Below are 14,908 nucleotides of genomic sequence, written 5' to 3' on the forward strand. Positions count from 1 at the left end.
ATTCCGCCCATGAGTCCTACCGTCCTACCCCGCGAGGCCCAGGTGGACGAGGTCAAGGACCTCATCACCCGTGGCAAGGAGATCGGTTTCCTCACCACCGAGGACGTCACGGTCGCGATTCAGGCGGCCGAGCTGCCCCCCGAGCAGGCCGAGACCGTCCTGCAGGTGCTCAACGACGAGGGCATCGAGGTTCTCGAGGCCGGGGGGGAGAACGCCGACGAGGCGGATCTGCTGGCCCGTCGCCGCCGCGAGGAGGAGGAGCTCGCGCTCAAGGCGCCGACCTCCGACCCGGTGCGGATGTACCTCAAGGAGATCGGCAAGGTACCGCTGCTCACCGCGGAGGAGGAGGTCGACCTCGCCAAGCGGATCGAGGCGGGCCTGTTCGCCTCCGAGAAGCTCGCGGTGGCGACGAAGAAGACCTCCCCGCAGATGCGGCGGGATCTCGAGGCCATCGAGCGGGACGGTCAGATCGCCAAGCGGAAGCTCGTCGAGGCGAACCTGCGGCTCGTCGTCTCGATCGCCAAGCGCTACGTGGGGCGCGGGATGCTCTTCCTGGACCTCATTCAGGAGGGCAACCTCGGCCTCATCCGCGCGGTCGAGAAGTTCGACTACACCAAGGGCTACAAGTTCTCCACCTACGCCACCTGGTGGATCCGGCAGGCCATCACCCGCGCCATCGCGGACCAGGCCCGGACGATCCGCATCCCGGTGCACATGGTCGAGACGATCAACAAGCTGATCCGCATCCAGCGCCAGCTCCTGCAGGACCTCGGCCGGGAGCCGAGCCCGGAGGAGATCGCCAAGGAGATGGACCTCACGCCCGACAAGGTGCGGGAGATCCTCAAAGTGTCGCAGGAGCCGGTCTCCCTGGAGACGCCGATCGGTGAGGAGGAGGACTCCCACCTCGGCGACTTCATCGAGGACTGCGACGCGGTCGTCCCGGTCGACGCCGCCAGCTTCATCCTCCTGCAGGAGCAGCTCGACTCCGTGCTGCACACGCTGTCCGACCGTGAGAAGAAGGTGATCCAGCTACGCTTCGGCCTCACCGACGGCCATCCGCGCACGCTGGAGGAGGTCGGCCGCGAGTTCGGGGTCACCCGGGAGCGCATCCGGCAGATCGAGTCGAAGACGCTGTCGAAGCTGCGCCACCCGTCCCGATCCCAGAAGCTGCGCGACTACCTGGAGTAGTCGAACTCGTAGTAGTCATTCGTTGACTTAGCGTGTTCGGCCTGTCAGGGTCGGACCTTGTGACGCAGCGGTCAGGCAGTCCGGAAGGATCTGCGGCTCCCGGACTCTCTGACGGTAGGGCTTCAGCTCCCGCGCGCATCTCGCGTGTCCGCTCCCTGGCGGTGGCAGTGACAGGGGGTCGGACGTTTCTCGGCGCGAGGTGGGTCCGCGCGCTGCTGGCGCTGACCCCGCCCGCCCGGCAACCAGGTCTCGCGCTGTGGCTGCTCGGGCTGGCCCCGCACTACTTCCGGGGCCGCGACCGGGGCGGCGAAGCCCATCGCAACCGTGTGTCACGAGAGCTGTTCGTCCGGGATGTGCTCGCACCGTTCCTGGCACCCGAGCAGGACCTGCTCGACATCGGCTGCGGCCCCGGGTACCTGGCGCGGGCGGTGGCCGGGCGGGTCTGGTCCGTCACGGCGGTCGACGTCTCGCGGGGCGTCCTGGCCTGCGCGCGGGTCCTCAACTCGGCAGTCAACATCGATTATCGGACTCCCCGGGAGTTCTTCGGATCCCGGCGTCGGGTGGACATCGCCGTGTCCCTCGCGGTCGCCGAGCACCTCGGCGACGATGAGCTGTCGGCGATGCTGTCCTCGGTGCGGCCCACACTCCGACCGGGCGGCCGCCTTCTCCTTCACGTGGCCGTGGCGGACTCCGACACCTCCGGCGAGGGCGTGCCGCCGTCCGCCGGTCTTGCACCTGGCCTGTGGGGTCGATACGCCCTCCCGATCCACCCGCGCACCCGGGACCACCTCGTGGGGCTGGTCGAACGGGCCGGGTTCAGCGACGTCGAGCTCCACGCCCTGGGCGCGCTGACCGACCTCGACGACAGGCTCACGGCCCGGCATCTGCTGGTCGCCACCCGCCCGCACGATCCGGTCGCACTCCGGACCGCACTCGAGTTCGCTCAGGCCCGCCCGGACAGCCAGGTAGGCATGCACGTCGGGGCTGGCTTGGACGCACGGACCGGGCCGGATGGCGTGGCGGCGGTCCTGGTGGACCTCGAGGAACGCCGAGCGACCGCCTGAGGCCCGCCTCCGGCGTGGTCACGTGATGCTCTGCGCGGGTGCTCCGTCGACGGGGGAGACGTCCGGCTCGCGTCCCAGCAGCGCGGCGAACACGGCCCGGGTGTGGTCGCCGGGGTCGGTGATGGCCCGCGCCCACTCGGAGGCCTGCCGGCCGGCACGGGCCAGGCGCGCCCGGTCGGCGAGCAGGTCCTGCAGGATGTGTGCCAGAGCCGGCGCGGATTCGTCGGCCGGGGTCCACCCGGTCATGCCTCGTTGGTAGGCGTCGCGGGATCCGCCCTGCGCCGGGCCGATCACCGCACAGCCCGCGAGCTGCGCCTCGATGAGCGCCGTCCCGTGGGCCTCGCCGCTGGCGGGCGCGGTCGTGCGCGTCCGTGTGCAGAGGGCGAACAGGTCCGCCGTGGCGTACAGCCTGGCCAGGGCCTCGTCGCCGGGATCCTCGTGCAACTCGGTGTGTTCCCGTGCGGCGACGTGGGCGTGGAGGGCTCCTGGCGCCGGGCCGGGGCCGGCGATCACCAGCCGCACCGGTCCCAGCGTGCGGCTCGCGGTCTTCACGGCCTCGAGGAGGGCCGGCAGGCCCTTGGCGTCCCACTCGTCGAGCGGGAAGACGCTGAGAACGGTGGGTATCGGCGGCAGTGGCCGGCGGCGGGCGGCCTCGGCGAGCAGCGTCTCCCGCCAGTGATGGTCCAGTCCGGGCGGGAGGATCGCGCCCATCCGCACGGTCGACAGCGCGCCCGCGCCGAACGAGCTGGTCGTCACCGGATACAGCAGCGGGTCACGGCGCAGGAGGAACCGCAGGTGCGGGCGCATCGTCCACATGTCGGTGCCGTGGAAGAGCACGGGAACGCGGCGGGCGCCGGTGATGCGGGCGGCGACGATCCCCGCCGGGACGAGATCGACCCGCCCCACCACGATGCTCTCGACCGTTCCCAGCCGCCGCGCCCGGGCGACGGTGCTCCACAGCGACCGGCACCGGGCGGTGAACTCCGTGCCCATGCGGCCGGCCCACTCGCCCCATTCGTTCGGTTCGATCCGCGAGACTTCGGCGCCGCCCGAGTGCAGACCCGCTGTGACAGCGGTGAGGTGACGTGCCGCTTCCGGATGCGGCTGTGCCGGGCTCAACAGGAGCACTCGTGGATCGGTCGCGCTCGGTTCGGTCGTGGCGGGAGATCTGAGAGTCATGGGCACGGAAAGTGATACTAGTTAGTCTCTCCGTAGTTGTGGTGATGCGTGGGCGTGTCAGTCGGAGAGGTTCCGGGCTGGAGTCGTCGTCAACCCGGCCGACCTGTCTGTGTCGTGTCGCGGTTCGCGTCGGTGGGCCTCGGTGTGGCGCGACATCCATTACCCTTTGTGTTTGGACAATCTCTTGGTGTAGCTGGACAGCTTGTGTTCGAGTGGGAGCCACAAGGAGTCGCCGATGACCACGGATCTCAGATACCGCAATGCCGGAAACCCGGCCCTGCTCGATCTTGTCGACATTCCGCCTGGCCGTGCCCTCGACTGTGGCTGCGGCGCGGGCGACAACGCGCGGCGGCTGCGCGAGCGGGGCTGGCGGGTGACCGGGGTGACCCTCGATCCGGCGGAGCTGGCTGCCGCCGCGGCGGAATGCGAGACCGTCAAGCTTGCCGACCTGGCCAAGGGCCTGCCGTTCGCCGCGGACGGGTCGTTCGACCTCGTCCTGCTCTCGCACATCCTGGAACACCTCGTCGATCCGGCACCGCTGCTCGCCGAAGCGCGGCGCGTCCTTGCACCCGGCGGGCGGATCGCCGTCGCTCTGCCGAACGTCGCGCACTTCCGCCAGCGCGCCCAGCACCTCGTAGGCCGGTTCGACTACACCGAGACCGGTGTCATGGACTCCACCCACGTCCGCTTCTTCACTGTCGTGACCGCTCGGCGACTGCTGGAGGACAACGGGCTCACTGTCCTCGCGGTCGGAGCCAGCGGCGGCCTGCCCCTGTGGCGCAGTCGGCAGTGGCTACCGGACTCACTGGCCGCACGGGCGGACCGCTGGGCGCTGGAGACTCGACCGAACCTCTTCGCCTGGCAGTCGGTGTTCCTTGTGACGGATGCGCGGACGAGGTCAGCGGGCGCGCCGCAGGGCGCCGCGACGACGGCGATACCGTCCCAACACGAGCCGGACATCAGTTTCGTGCCGAACGCCCCGACGCCACCAGGGGCGCCGGCCACCGGGATCCCGTCACCCGCGCCCGCGAACGACGAGACCGCCGCCGCATCCACCTAGACGGTCGAGACGAGGTCCGGCCCACCCGGCGTCAGTCCAACCGGCGGGCCTTGCCTGCGCGTGGGCGGGGTCCCTGTTCGCCGGTCCGACTGCGGGGGAGGCCGGATACTCGTGAGGCGCCGCTCATTCCCTCTGTCATCCAGCCCTCTGCCGTCCAACGGGTGACCCGCGGTTCGTCCGGACGCGGGTCGCCGCTCGGCGGGAGCGAACCGAGTCCGTCGACCAGCCCGTGCAGGACGAGGGCGGAGACGGCCGTGCCTCTGCGCCGGAACAGATCGAGGACGACGGTGCGTGGCAGCGTTATCACGGCGGTCCACAGTGCCACGAGGATCGTGCGCACGGGCCAGTGGCGGACTCGGGTGAACCACAGGCGGTTGCGGATCTCGTAGTAGCCGTACCGGGCCGGAGGGACGGTGTCGCGGCCGCCATGCCACGCCAACGCGGGGCTGATCACCACGCTCCAGCCGGCGTTGCGGGCGCGGTGGCAGAAGTCGACATCCTCGAAGCCGAGGAAGTAGCGGCCGTCCATCGGGACCCGCCGGTGACATGCGGCCTTGATGAACATCGCGGCGCCGGCTACCCAGCGCGCCTCGCTCGGTCGGTCGACGGGGGCGTGGCCCAGTACCTTCGGCGCGACGAGGAATCGGGTCCGCCGTGCCGCCGCGGACCGCACCCCGGTGTCGCCGACGAGGGTCGGCGCGACGACGCCGATGTTGGTGCCGGCCAGCAGGTCCAGGCAGGCCGCGATCGCTGTGTCGTCGATCCACACGTCGTTGTCGACCAACAGGTAGGCGGAGGCCGAGGGAAATGCCTCGGCCGCGTGCCGGAACCCGCCGCCAAAACCGAGGTCGCGCGAGGGAACGAGCCAGCTCACCCCCGGAGCGAGCCCGCCTGGTCGCTCGGACCGGTCATTGGCCACGACGGTGACCTGGTCGATGCGGACGGAGCCGTCCAGCCGGGTCGCGAGCTCGATGGTCGGGTCGGGCGGGCCCCAGTGGATGATCACCGCGACAGTCTTCATGGACTCACCTCGTGCGGACCTGGCGCAGGCGTGCAGTGGGCTGGCGGGACGCGGAGGCCTGGGCGCGTCCGCGAACTCCTGGTTGTCGAGTCCCGGCCACTCTTGGCCGGACACACAGGGTAGCAAGAGAGTAACCGAAAGTGCTAAGTCATGGTCGTGTGGCGTCGAGTGTCATGGATGAGTAATGGTCTGTGCGGAATCGTGCCTGCATTGCGGTGGCGCGCGGTGGGGGTTGAGATGTCGAGTTCTCCGGGAACAGCTGTTTCTCCTGCAAGAGGTTCGCAGCTGCGTATCCTTAGCAGCTGTGGGCTGGTCGGGCGTCGACGCCTGCCCGGACGCCTTGACGGAGGGGGGATCATGCATATCCCGGACGGATTCATGGACGCGCCGACGTCGGTGGCGTTCGGCGCGGTCGCGATCGCGGGCGTCGGTTACGCCGTGAAGCGCGCAGGCGAGGAGAGCTCGGACCAGGTGGTGCCGCTCGCCGGACTGTGCTCCGCCTTCGTCTTCGCGGCCCAGATGCTCAACTTCCCCGTCGCCATGGGGACCAGCGGCCATCTGCTCGGTGGTGCGCTTGCGGCCGTTCTGGTCGGGCCGTGGCTGGGCGCGATCGCCCTGGCCGTGGTGCTCGGCGTCCAGTCGCTGTTCGCCGACGGAGGCCTGACGGCGCTCGGACTCAACATCACGAACATGGCGGTGGTGGGCGCGCTCGGCGGCTATGCCATCTTCTGGCTGGTGCGACGACTCCTTCCGCCGCAAGCGTCGTCGGTGGTGGCCGCGTCCGCGGTGGCCGCGTTCCTCACCGTGCCACTCGCCGCGGGAGCGTTCGTGATCGAGTTTGCCATCGGCGGGACGGTCGACCTGCCGCTGAGCGGCGTGGCTGGCGCAATGCTCGGAGTTCACCTGCTGATCGGGATCGGCGAAGCCGTGATCACCGCGGCGACCGTGAGCCTGGTCATGAGTACTCGGCCCGACCTGGTGTACGGGGCGCGCGATCTGCGCGGAGCGCAGCGGCTGGCGATCCGGCGGCCGGTGCTCGCGGCGCCGAGGAGCGCCCCGGCGGCCGCGACGACCGAAACGGCCATGACCGAAGCCGCGGCGGCGCCCGCCGCGGGCGGCTGGGGACGAGGGGAGCGAGCGTGAACGCGCTGGACGAAGCCGGTCAGGTACAGGCGGCGCCGCCCCCGGCTGCCGCCCGCAGCCGGAACAGGATCTTCCTGGTCGTGGGCCTGTTCGTTGCCTTCGTGCTCGCCGGGTTCGTGTCCGGCTACGCCAGCTCCAGCCCGGACGGGCTGGAGAAGGTCGCCGAGGAGAAGGGATTCCTGGACCAGGCGGAGCACCACTCGTTCGCCGACTGGCCGCTCGCGGACTACGCCGTGTCCGGGATCGACAACGAGCGTCTCGCCGGCGGTGTCGCCGGGATCATCGGAGTGTCGATCGCCTTCGTTGTCGGTGGTGTCGTCGTCCTCGGCGTAGTGCGGCTGCGGCCGCGTGCCTCCGAGCGGCGGCCGCCGCTCGCGGACGGGCGGGGGACCGGTGGCGGAGCCGGAACCGCCCCGGCCGCCTGACCTCCGCCGAGAGCTGGCCGCGTCATGGGCGGTGCGCACATCCTCGACCCGTACCGGCCGGGCCACACGATCCCGCACCGGCTGCCTGCTCAGTGCAAGATCGTGGCAGCGTTCGGTTATGTAGTCTGCATAGTGATCACGCCGATCGCGGCCGGCTGGGTGTTCGCGGCGCACCTGTTCGTCGTGGTCGGGCTGTGCGCGGCCGCCCGCCTCCCACCCCTGCTCGTCCTGCGCAGGCTCGCCGTCGAGCTGCCGTTCGTGGCGTTCGCGGTCGCGCTGCCCTTCGTCGTGCCGGGAGAACGGATCGACGTCGTGGGCGTCGCACTCTCCCGGCCAGGCCTGGAGCAGGCATTCGGCCTGCTTGCGAGGGCTACGCTCGGTCTGATGACGGTCATCGTGCTCGCCGCCACCACACCCGTCCGGGAGCTGCTCGTCGGCCTGGAGCGATTGCGGCTGCCCCCGGTGATCATCGCTGTCGCCTCCTTCATGATCCGGTACGCCGGTGTGGTGATCGACCAGATGCACCGGATGGGCGTGGCTCGCCGTTCGCGCGGGTACGAGCCTCGCTCACTGCTCGCGACCCGGGCGCTGGCCGCGTCCCTCGGTACCCTGTTCATCCGCTCGTACGAGCGGGGGGAGCGGGTCCACCTGGCGATGCTGGCGCGCGGCTACACCGGCGTGCTGCCCGGAACTCTCCCCGGGTCGGCGCCGCGGCGGGTGGAGTGGGCGGTCGCGTTCGGCGTGATCGCCGTGGGTGCCGCGATCGCGGTGGCAGGCTGGAGCGTCGACCTGGGTGTGTTCTCGTGATCGTTTCCGAGACCCCCGCGACACCGGGTGGACCGGTCGTCGAGATCGAGGGGCTGGCCTTCGCGTATCCGGACGGCCGCCAGGTGCTCTTCGGCGTCGACCTCATGATCGCTCGCGGCGAGCGGATCGCCGTACTGGGGCCGAACGGCGCGGGCAAGACGACGCTGATGCTGCATCTCAACGGAATCCTGACCGCCGGGTCCGGGACGGTGCGCATCGACGGCGCGCCGGTGGCCGGCGGAAACATGCGGGAGATCCGCCGGCGTGTCGGCCTGGTGTTCCAGGATCCCGACGACCAGCTCTTCATGCCCACGGTCGGCCAGGACGTCGCCTTCGGCCCGGCGAACCTCGGCCTGCGCGGGGCGGAACTCGCCGGGCGGGTCAGCGAGGCGTTGTCGGCGGTCGGTCTGCGCGACCACGCGGACCGGGCACCCCACCATCTCAGCCTGGGCGAACGGCGCCGGGCGGCGTTGGCCACGGTGCTCGCCATGCGGCCCGACGTCCTCGTCCTCGACGAACCGTCCGCGAATCTCGATCCGGCGGGGCGGCGGGAGCTCGCCGAGGTCCTCGCCGGCCTGGACCTCACCCTGGTCATGGTGACGCACGATCTTCCCTACGCGCTGCAGCTCTGCCCGCGTTCGGTCATCCTGGACGGTGGAGTGATCGCCGCGGACGGCTCGACGCAGGCCCTGCTCTGCGACGCGGAGCTGATGGCCGCCCATCGTCTCGAGTTGCCGTTCGGCTTCGAACCTCGCCGAATCGTAGCTGGGAGTGGTTACGTAGTGCCTTAGAGTAACGGCATGGATGGTGCGTCGAGGGCTTCAGAAGATGAAGACGGTCCACGGACCCTCCTGCCGGCGCCGGACCCGCCCACGGACCTGCCGCCTGCCGACGCGCCTACGGAGTTGCCGCCCGCCGACGCGGCGACCGAACTTCCGGTGTCGGTGTCGGTGCCGGCGACGAATCGCCGGCACCTGGCGGATTCGCTGACGGATCTGCCCGTCCAGCCCGGAGCCGGACGTCCTCCGGCCCCGGCGTCGCCGACCGCGGATCCGCACCTGGGGGAGCCGGCGCATCGGGGCGCGCGGGCGGCACCCGGAGGGCCTGGCCGGAGCCGGGGCGCTCGGCGGCCCGGGCTGGTTCGCCACACCCCCTGGCCACGGCGGGTCCAGCCCGATCGAGTGGACGGCCGGAGACGCCGGCGTAACCCGGTGGCGGGGCTGGCGGATCGGCCGGTTGGCGGTCGGGTCTCCCGGGGCCTCGGCGAGGTCATGATCACAGCGGGTCTGGTGGTGGTGCTCTTCCTCGCCTACCAGCTGTGGATCACCGACATCTTCGCGGCCAGGACGCAGGACCGGCTCCGAAACGACCTGACCACGGCGTGGTCTCGACAACCGCATCCTCGGGCTCCCGCCGAGGCTGCGAAACCACGACCGGTCGTGCCGCCCGTCGAACTGGGCGAGGGAGTCGCTGTCCTGCGGGTCCCCCGCTTCGGTGCCGACTACGCACCCGTGGTTGTGGAAGGTGTGTCGGTGGCGGCGCTACGCCGCGGACCTGGGCATTTCCCGGGCACTGCCATGCCGGGCGACGTAGGGAACTTCGTCGTGTCCGGTCACCGCACCACGTATGGAAAGCCGTTCAGCCGGCTGGACGAGCTGAGAGTGGGCGATCCGCTCGTGGTGGAGGTGGCAGACCGGTATTTCACCTACCGGGTCACCGGCTCGGAGGTCGTGGACCCCCATCGGCTGGACGTGACCTACCCGGTTCCAGGGCACGCCGGAGTCGCTCCCACCAGGGCGTTGATGACACTGACCACCTGCCATCCACGATTCTCGGCGCGGAGTCGACTCATCGTCTTTGCCAACCTCGACGAGACCACGGACAAGTCCGACGGACCACCTCGCGCGCTCGCGGACGAATAGAAGGAAACGAGAATGTACAGCTGGATCTACCGGCACCTGCCGGGGCCGACGCGGGTTCGGGTCCCGCTCGCGGTGCTCTTCGTGCTGCTGGCCGTCGCCTTCCTGCTGCTGGTGGTGTTCCCGGCGGTCGAGTCGCATCTGCCCACCACGAGAGTAACGGTCAGCGACTAGCCCCGGGAGGGGCGCGGGCGTTGCCTCTTGTGGCATGAGGCAACCCGTCCGACAGCCCCCTCGTCTTCGACGGACCACATGCAGACCACGTCGTGCCATTATCATGCTGTTGATCCGTCGAACGATCGCCGCTAATCGGGAAATCGTCCCGTCAGGTGCTCCAGCAAGTGAAGTGTGCGGGTAGGTTCGGCTCTCGCCGGCCCGGAAATACCTGGGTGTCGGATAATCTGCCAACTCGTGCGCGTTACGCTCGCGCACCGCAGGGGCGAACGAACCGGGCGCAAGGGGCCGCCCTGTAGTGGCCGGCAAAGCGCGGGGGCGTCCGTTCCGGACGGTGCAGGTTCAACTTCGGGGGCAAATCGTATGGTCAGGCAAGACCGTTCTCTGATCGGTTCGGCGGGTGTGGGCCGATGGTGACGTCATTGCACATGAGTCGGGCCGTCCGGCGTCTCACCACGCCGGTGGCCCGACGGTGCCAGGAATCACCCGGTTCGACCGCATACAGCGGTTCGGCAGTGCGTGGCGGCGCGGCTGCGCGCAGCAGTGCCGTGGCGACGGCCGGCGGGGGGAAGACGGCGAGGGCGCAGGCCACGGTCGCGCACGCCGGAGGGGAAACGTCGGATGCGCCGATGACCTCTCCTGCGATGGCGCACTCGCCGACCACCGGAGGTTCTCCGACGTTTCCGGAGCTGGAGGTCTCCAGCGCGGGGCGCTCGAGCGGCGGAGACCAGCACGGCCGGAATCGGCCCTGGGGCGGGCGGCAGCGCGCGGGCGGCCGTGTCGACGAGACCACGACATCCGGTCGGCGGCCCGGCGTCCTCGCGTCTGCGTCCGTGGTTCTTCTCGTAGGGGTCGTGTCCTGGTGGGCGGCGATCAAGGTGCTGGCCCCGTCCGGCGCGATCACCACATCGCTGACGGTGGCGGCGGTGGCGTGCCTGCCGCTGTCCGGACTGGGTGACCGGATGGTCGCGGCGGTCCGTCGCCGCTGGTACGGCTCGGACGATCTGACTGGCCTGCCAGGTCGTCGCCATTTCGTCGCGACCGCCTCCCGCTGGCTCGGGGGCGGTCACCGAGCCCGGGGCTCGGTGTCGGCGGCGCTCATCCTGATCGATCTCGACCGCCTCCGGGACATCAACGGGACGCTCGGCCACGAGCACGGTGACCACATGCTGGCCACCGTCGGCGCCCGGCTGCGTTCCGTGCTGCGTCCCGCCGACCTGCTCGCGCGGGTCGACGGCGACGAGTTCGCGGTACTGCTGCGGGACGTCGACCTCGCCGGCGCCGAGGCGGTCGCCCGGCGGATCCGGGAGGCGCTGAGAATCCCTGTCCGCCTGGATGACCTGCGCGTCCAGGCCGACGTCAGTGTCGGTATCGCCCATGCTCCCGAACACGGGCGCGGCATCCTGGAGCTCATGCGGCGGGCGGAGGAGGCGATGTACGCGGCCAAGGGGACCCACACCGGCCAGCGTGTCTACGACCCTGCCTGCCAGCTCGGCAACCGTGCCCAGCTGGGGCTGCGGGCCGACCTGCGGGAGGCGCTGGACGGCGGCCAGATCGAACTCCGCTACCAGCCCAAGGCCGAAATGCGCAGCGGCCGGATCAGGGGTGTCGAGGCGCTGGTGCGATGGCGCCATCCCACCGGCGGGCTCCGTCCGCCGAACATGTTCCTGCCCGAGATGGAACGCGCCGGCCTGATGGGGCGCCTGACCCAGCAGGTCCTCGACATCGCCCTCGCCGACTGCGCCCGCTGGCACGCGGCCGGCGCCGCGCTGGCCGTGTCGGTGAACGTGCCCGCCTCGGTCATCGTCGACCGCGGATTCGTGGACCTGGTGCGCGGTGCGCTGGAGCGCCACGGCCTGCCCGCGTCGGCGCTGGTCGTCGAAGTCACCGAGGACGGGCTCATCACGGTCCTGGAGCAGGCACAGCGGACCCTCTCCGGCCTGCGTGACCACGGTGTGCGGGTCAGCCTCGACGACTACGGCACAGGCCTGTGCTCGCTCGCCTACCTGCGGGAGCTCCCCGCGGACGAGGTGAAGCTCGACCAGCGGTTCCTGCGCGACATCGACCGCGACTCCTCGGCGGCCGAGATCGTCCGGTCCACGGTTTCCCTCGCGCACGCGCTCCGGCTGCGCATCGTCGCCGAGGGCGTCGAGACGTCGCGCTCGTGGGCGTCGCTTGCGGCCTGGCAGTGCGACGAGGTCCAGGGCTACTTCGTCTCCCGCCCGCTGGCGGGGGAGCGGGTGCTGAGCTGGCTGCGCGAATGGGGCGACCGGCTCCGGTGGCTGCCCTCCGGGGGGGAGCCTGCGCCGACGGGTCCGATCAGGGTCACCACCGCCTCGCGTGGCGCCCGAGTGCACTCGGTGGCTACCGCCGCGAACGCCCAGCTCTCCTCGCCCGCAGCAGGAGCGGCGTCCGCCGCGCCGGTCGCGACGGCGTCGATGATGACTTCGGGTTCGGCGTGCGGCGCCGCGGAGCCGCCCACGGCGGGCAAACCCTCGCTCGCCGTGCCGTCCAGTCGCCCGGGCCTGCGGTCGATGGGATTCCGCATGTCGCAGCATGCTGAGGCGGGAAGCCGGCGGCCGTCCGGTCAGCCTGCCCATGATGGGTGGGGAGCCTGACAGGCTAGGCCTGCTGGGTCCGGGCCCCGGTTCGGCGGGGGGCCGCGACGCCCAGGAGGACAGCGAGCAGACGGGTTGGTGGGTCGAGGGCGGCCTCGATGGCATCCGCGCACGCGCGGAAGGCGTCGAGGCCGCCGCCCAGTGGATCCACGAGATCGTCGTCCGCTGCGGAGACAGGAGGAACCGTGCCACGGGCGGTCACCCCGGCCGCCACGAGCGCCGTCCCCGCCGCGCGGAAATCTCCGCGTTCATGCAGGGCGGCGAGCGTACCGGCAGCCGTATCGATGCGTTCCGGTCCGACCGCATCTGTCAGACGCGCGAACTCACGCAGGGTGAAGGTTCGGCGGACGGTGCGCGGGGCAAGCCCCACGACCTCGGCCCGATGTGCCCGCGTCGCGCAGAGCACCAGGTCCGCCTGCTCCACCATCACGGATGTCACCGCGCGGGAGCGGAACCCGGCGGGGTCTGCTCCCCGCTCGGCCAGCACGGTCGCCGCGTGCGGGTCCATGGGTTCGCCGACCCACGCCCGGACTCCCGCACTGCTGACGCTCGCCGCCGAGCCCGATGCGCCCGCCTCCGTGGCAAGCCGGGTCAGCCGGGCCACCGCGAGGCGCTCCGCCATGGGTGAACGGCACACATTGCCGGTGCAGACTATGAGTACTGACCAGTGCTCCTGCTCCACCATGCCTCCCGTGCGTCTCGTCATCAAGCGGCCGGGTCCCTATCGGTGACAGGTCCCTGCGCAGCACACGAGACCGCCTCATACGGAAAATTCCGTAGCTGGGAAACCAAGATCTATAAAAGTTTCCTACGTACCCTTGAGCCCTTGCGTGCTGTCTGCCGCATCTGTGACCGTCCTCAGTAGCCACCGCACGAACACCAAATGATGTTCCGGAAGTGACTTAACGGACTTCTGTCGGGGCGCGGAGTGTCGTCACGCAAGGCAGTATGGCGTGCGCGCTACTCTCCGTTCATGTCGATTGCCCTGGGTCGGCCCGGCGCGCTCCAGCCTGTATCCCGTGCTGGTGCCACCGCTGCACGGACAACCCTTCGCCACATCCGGAACCATCCAGCCGTGCAGCGCCAACGGAATCGCGCATGCGCACGATACATCGGATGGCAGATCTGGCAGCGAACGACTCGTCGTCCGGTCACGATCGATCTTCATGGTTCCGTCCGCCTACGCTGCCATCCGCACAGTACGTCCGCATCGGCAGTGCTCTACTGCAGACTTCCGGACTGGATGGAGATGCGTTTCCTTCTGGACTACTTGAATCCTGGTGACGTATTTGTGGACGTTGGCGCAAACGTCGGTGTCTACACGCTTTTGGCTGCTTCTCTGCCTGGGGTGCATTGCATTGCATTCGAACCGTCTTCCGACTCGTGGGATCAGCTAATTGAGAACATAAATCTGAATCAGTTGTCTCAGGTTGAGGTTCACCGGGTGGCGGTTGGCGATCAATCTGGTGAAATCGATTTCACGATCGGCCACGGCACCGTGAACCAGGTAGCTTCGCCGGACATCGCGAGTAGACGTGAGCGAGTTCCTGTTGTTCGCCTCGACGACGTGGTCCCGCATGATCGGCGTGTAACGTTGATCAAAATTGATGTGGAGGGGCATGAGCCGGCAGTACTTGACGGCGCTCGAGCTCTCATCGAGCGCCTCGCACCGGCACTTCTGGTGGAGTACAACCACCCCGCGCGACTGCGGAGCCTGTTGGACGAACTGGATTACCATCCCGTGGTCTATAATCCCGAAACGCGAGCATTCCGTGCGATAGAGCTCGACCGTGAAAGCCCGAAGAACATTCTCGCGTTGAAGAAGTCCATACTCGACCAGTATCTCCCAGACAACGGAGTGGGGACTGGCCGGGCGAAGGGTACATCGAAGTGATGACTGTACCGAGGCGGTCCCTCTGCGCGATGTCACCGTACGGCACTTTCGGCCGATGATGGATGACCCGTCGGCTACGCGGGGTCGTACCGCTCCGATCCCCCTCGCCATAACTACATGCTGCGTCATTCTGGCGCTCTACGGGGCATATGCTGGAAAAAATTTCAACTATATCTTTAGTTGTCTGGCTGCGGCACTTGCGACATTTTTTCTGGAGTGTCTGAGAACCACCCGTTTTGGGGAGGTGGCATGGTGGACGCCGCAAATCCTCGTTGCGCCATGGGTAGCTCTGGTGATTGTTCCCTGGACAATCCGCCTTCACTACGATCGATGGCCGGTTGGTAACGAGGGAGTCCTCTCAGACCTCAGCCTTCCGTACACATGGTCGCTCAACACGGTGGCACTTATCGGGTTCA

14 protein-coding genes are annotated in these 14,908 nt (G+C 69.4%); 11 read left to right on the forward strand and 3 right to left on the reverse strand.

Annotation, left to right across the window (positions count from 1 at the left end):
• Window positions 1-9 precede the first annotated feature (9 nt).
• Together FRANEAN1_RS10475 and FRANEAN1_RS10480 are read left to right on the forward strand one after the other, a co-directional pair.
• Window positions 10-1,188 carry an RNA polymerase sigma factor gene (locus FRANEAN1_RS10475; RefSeq protein WP_006538863.1) on the forward strand — a complete coding sequence of 393 codons (1,179 nt, stop codon included), beginning with the start codon at window positions 10-12 and terminating at the stop codon, window positions 1,186-1,188.
• Window positions 1,189-1,355: 167 nt separating this feature from the next.
• A complete protein-coding gene (locus tag FRANEAN1_RS10480; RefSeq protein WP_347177066.1) occupies window positions 1,356-2,252 on the forward strand; it encodes a methyltransferase domain-containing protein in 897 nt (298 codons plus the stop codon).
• Between the two features lie 18 nt (window positions 2,253-2,270).
• Here FRANEAN1_RS10480 and FRANEAN1_RS10485 read toward each other — a convergent pair whose 3' ends face one another.
• Window positions 2,271-3,380, reverse strand: a complete 1,110-nt coding sequence (locus tag FRANEAN1_RS10485; protein WP_347177067.1) for a glycosyltransferase family 4 protein — start codon at window positions 3,378-3,380, stop codon at window positions 2,271-2,273.
• A gap of 286 nt (window positions 3,381-3,666) precedes the next feature.
• Between FRANEAN1_RS10485 and FRANEAN1_RS10490 the strand changes: the two genes are divergently transcribed.
• The gene (locus FRANEAN1_RS10490; RefSeq protein ID WP_020459734.1) at window positions 3,667-4,491 is read left to right on the forward strand and encodes a class I SAM-dependent methyltransferase; all 825 of its coding nucleotides are present in this window, start codon (window positions 3,667-3,669) and stop codon (window positions 4,489-4,491) included.
• A gap of 31 nt (window positions 4,492-4,522) precedes the next feature.
• On the opposite strand, the gene FRANEAN1_RS10495 is transcribed toward FRANEAN1_RS10490, so the two are convergent.
• Entirely contained in the window at window positions 4,523-5,512 is a 990-nt protein-coding gene (locus FRANEAN1_RS10495; protein ID WP_020459735.1) for a glycosyl transferase, read from the reverse strand.
• 357 nt (window positions 5,513-5,869) lie between these two features.
• Between FRANEAN1_RS10495 and FRANEAN1_RS10500 the strand changes: the two genes are divergently transcribed.
• The 7 genes from FRANEAN1_RS10500 (at window position 5,870) to FRANEAN1_RS10525 (ending at window position 12,598) form a co-directional block, all read left to right on the forward strand.
• Complete coding sequence (locus FRANEAN1_RS10500; protein WP_020459736.1) at window positions 5,870-6,655, forward strand: energy-coupling factor ABC transporter permease; 786 nt, start codon at window positions 5,870-5,872, stop codon at window positions 6,653-6,655.
• The gene (locus FRANEAN1_RS10505; protein WP_020459737.1) at window positions 6,652-7,080 is read left to right on the forward strand and encodes a PDGLE domain-containing protein; all 429 of its coding nucleotides are present in this window, start codon (window positions 6,652-6,654) and stop codon (window positions 7,078-7,080) included. Before FRANEAN1_RS10500 ends, FRANEAN1_RS10505 begins: the two co-directional genes overlap by 4 nt.
• 24 nt (window positions 7,081-7,104) lie before the next feature.
• Window positions 7,105-7,887: a cobalt ECF transporter T component CbiQ gene (gene cbiQ, locus FRANEAN1_RS10510; protein ID WP_020459738.1), complete on the forward strand. Its 783-nt coding sequence runs from the start codon at window positions 7,105-7,107 to the stop codon at window positions 7,885-7,887.
• Window positions 7,884-8,678: an ABC transporter ATP-binding protein gene (locus FRANEAN1_RS10515; RefSeq protein WP_020459739.1), complete on the forward strand. Its 795-nt coding sequence runs from the start codon at window positions 7,884-7,886 to the stop codon at window positions 8,676-8,678. Before cbiQ ends, FRANEAN1_RS10515 begins: the two co-directional genes overlap by 4 nt.
• A gap of 480 nt (window positions 8,679-9,158) precedes the next feature.
• Window positions 9,159-9,809, forward strand: coding sequence for a class E sortase (locus FRANEAN1_RS43175; RefSeq protein ID WP_347177068.1), 651 nt, complete (start codon window positions 9,159-9,161; stop codon window positions 9,807-9,809).
• A 12-nt stretch (window positions 9,810-9,821) separates the two neighbouring features.
• Window positions 9,822-9,980 carry a hypothetical protein gene (locus FRANEAN1_RS42090; RefSeq protein ID WP_020459741.1) on the forward strand — a complete coding sequence of 53 codons (159 nt, stop codon included), beginning with the start codon at window positions 9,822-9,824 and terminating at the stop codon, window positions 9,978-9,980.
• Window positions 9,981-10,609: 629 nt separating this feature from the next.
• Complete coding sequence (locus tag FRANEAN1_RS10525; protein ID WP_157472524.1) at window positions 10,610-12,598, forward strand: bifunctional diguanylate cyclase/phosphodiesterase; 1,989 nt, start codon at window positions 10,610-10,612, stop codon at window positions 12,596-12,598.
• Window positions 12,599-12,602: 4 nt separating this feature from the next.
• Here the strand turns inward: FRANEAN1_RS10525 and FRANEAN1_RS10530 are convergent, their stop codons facing one another.
• Window positions 12,603-13,304, reverse strand: coding sequence for a protein-tyrosine-phosphatase (locus FRANEAN1_RS10530; protein WP_041253974.1), 702 nt, complete (start codon window positions 13,302-13,304; stop codon window positions 12,603-12,605).
• 543 nt (window positions 13,305-13,847) lie between these two features.
• On the opposite strand from FRANEAN1_RS10530, the gene FRANEAN1_RS38395 reads away from it, so the two are divergent.
• A complete protein-coding gene (locus tag FRANEAN1_RS38395) occupies window positions 13,848-14,492 on the forward strand; it encodes an FkbM family methyltransferase (protein ID WP_198145483.1) in 645 nt (214 codons plus the stop codon).
• The last annotated feature ends 416 nt before the right edge of the window (window positions 14,493-14,908 follow it).

This window comes from Parafrankia sp. EAN1pec (assembly GCF_000018005.1).
In the GTDB taxonomy this organism is placed as follows: Bacteria; Actinomycetota; Actinomycetes; order Frankiales; family Frankiaceae; genus Parafrankia; species Parafrankia soli.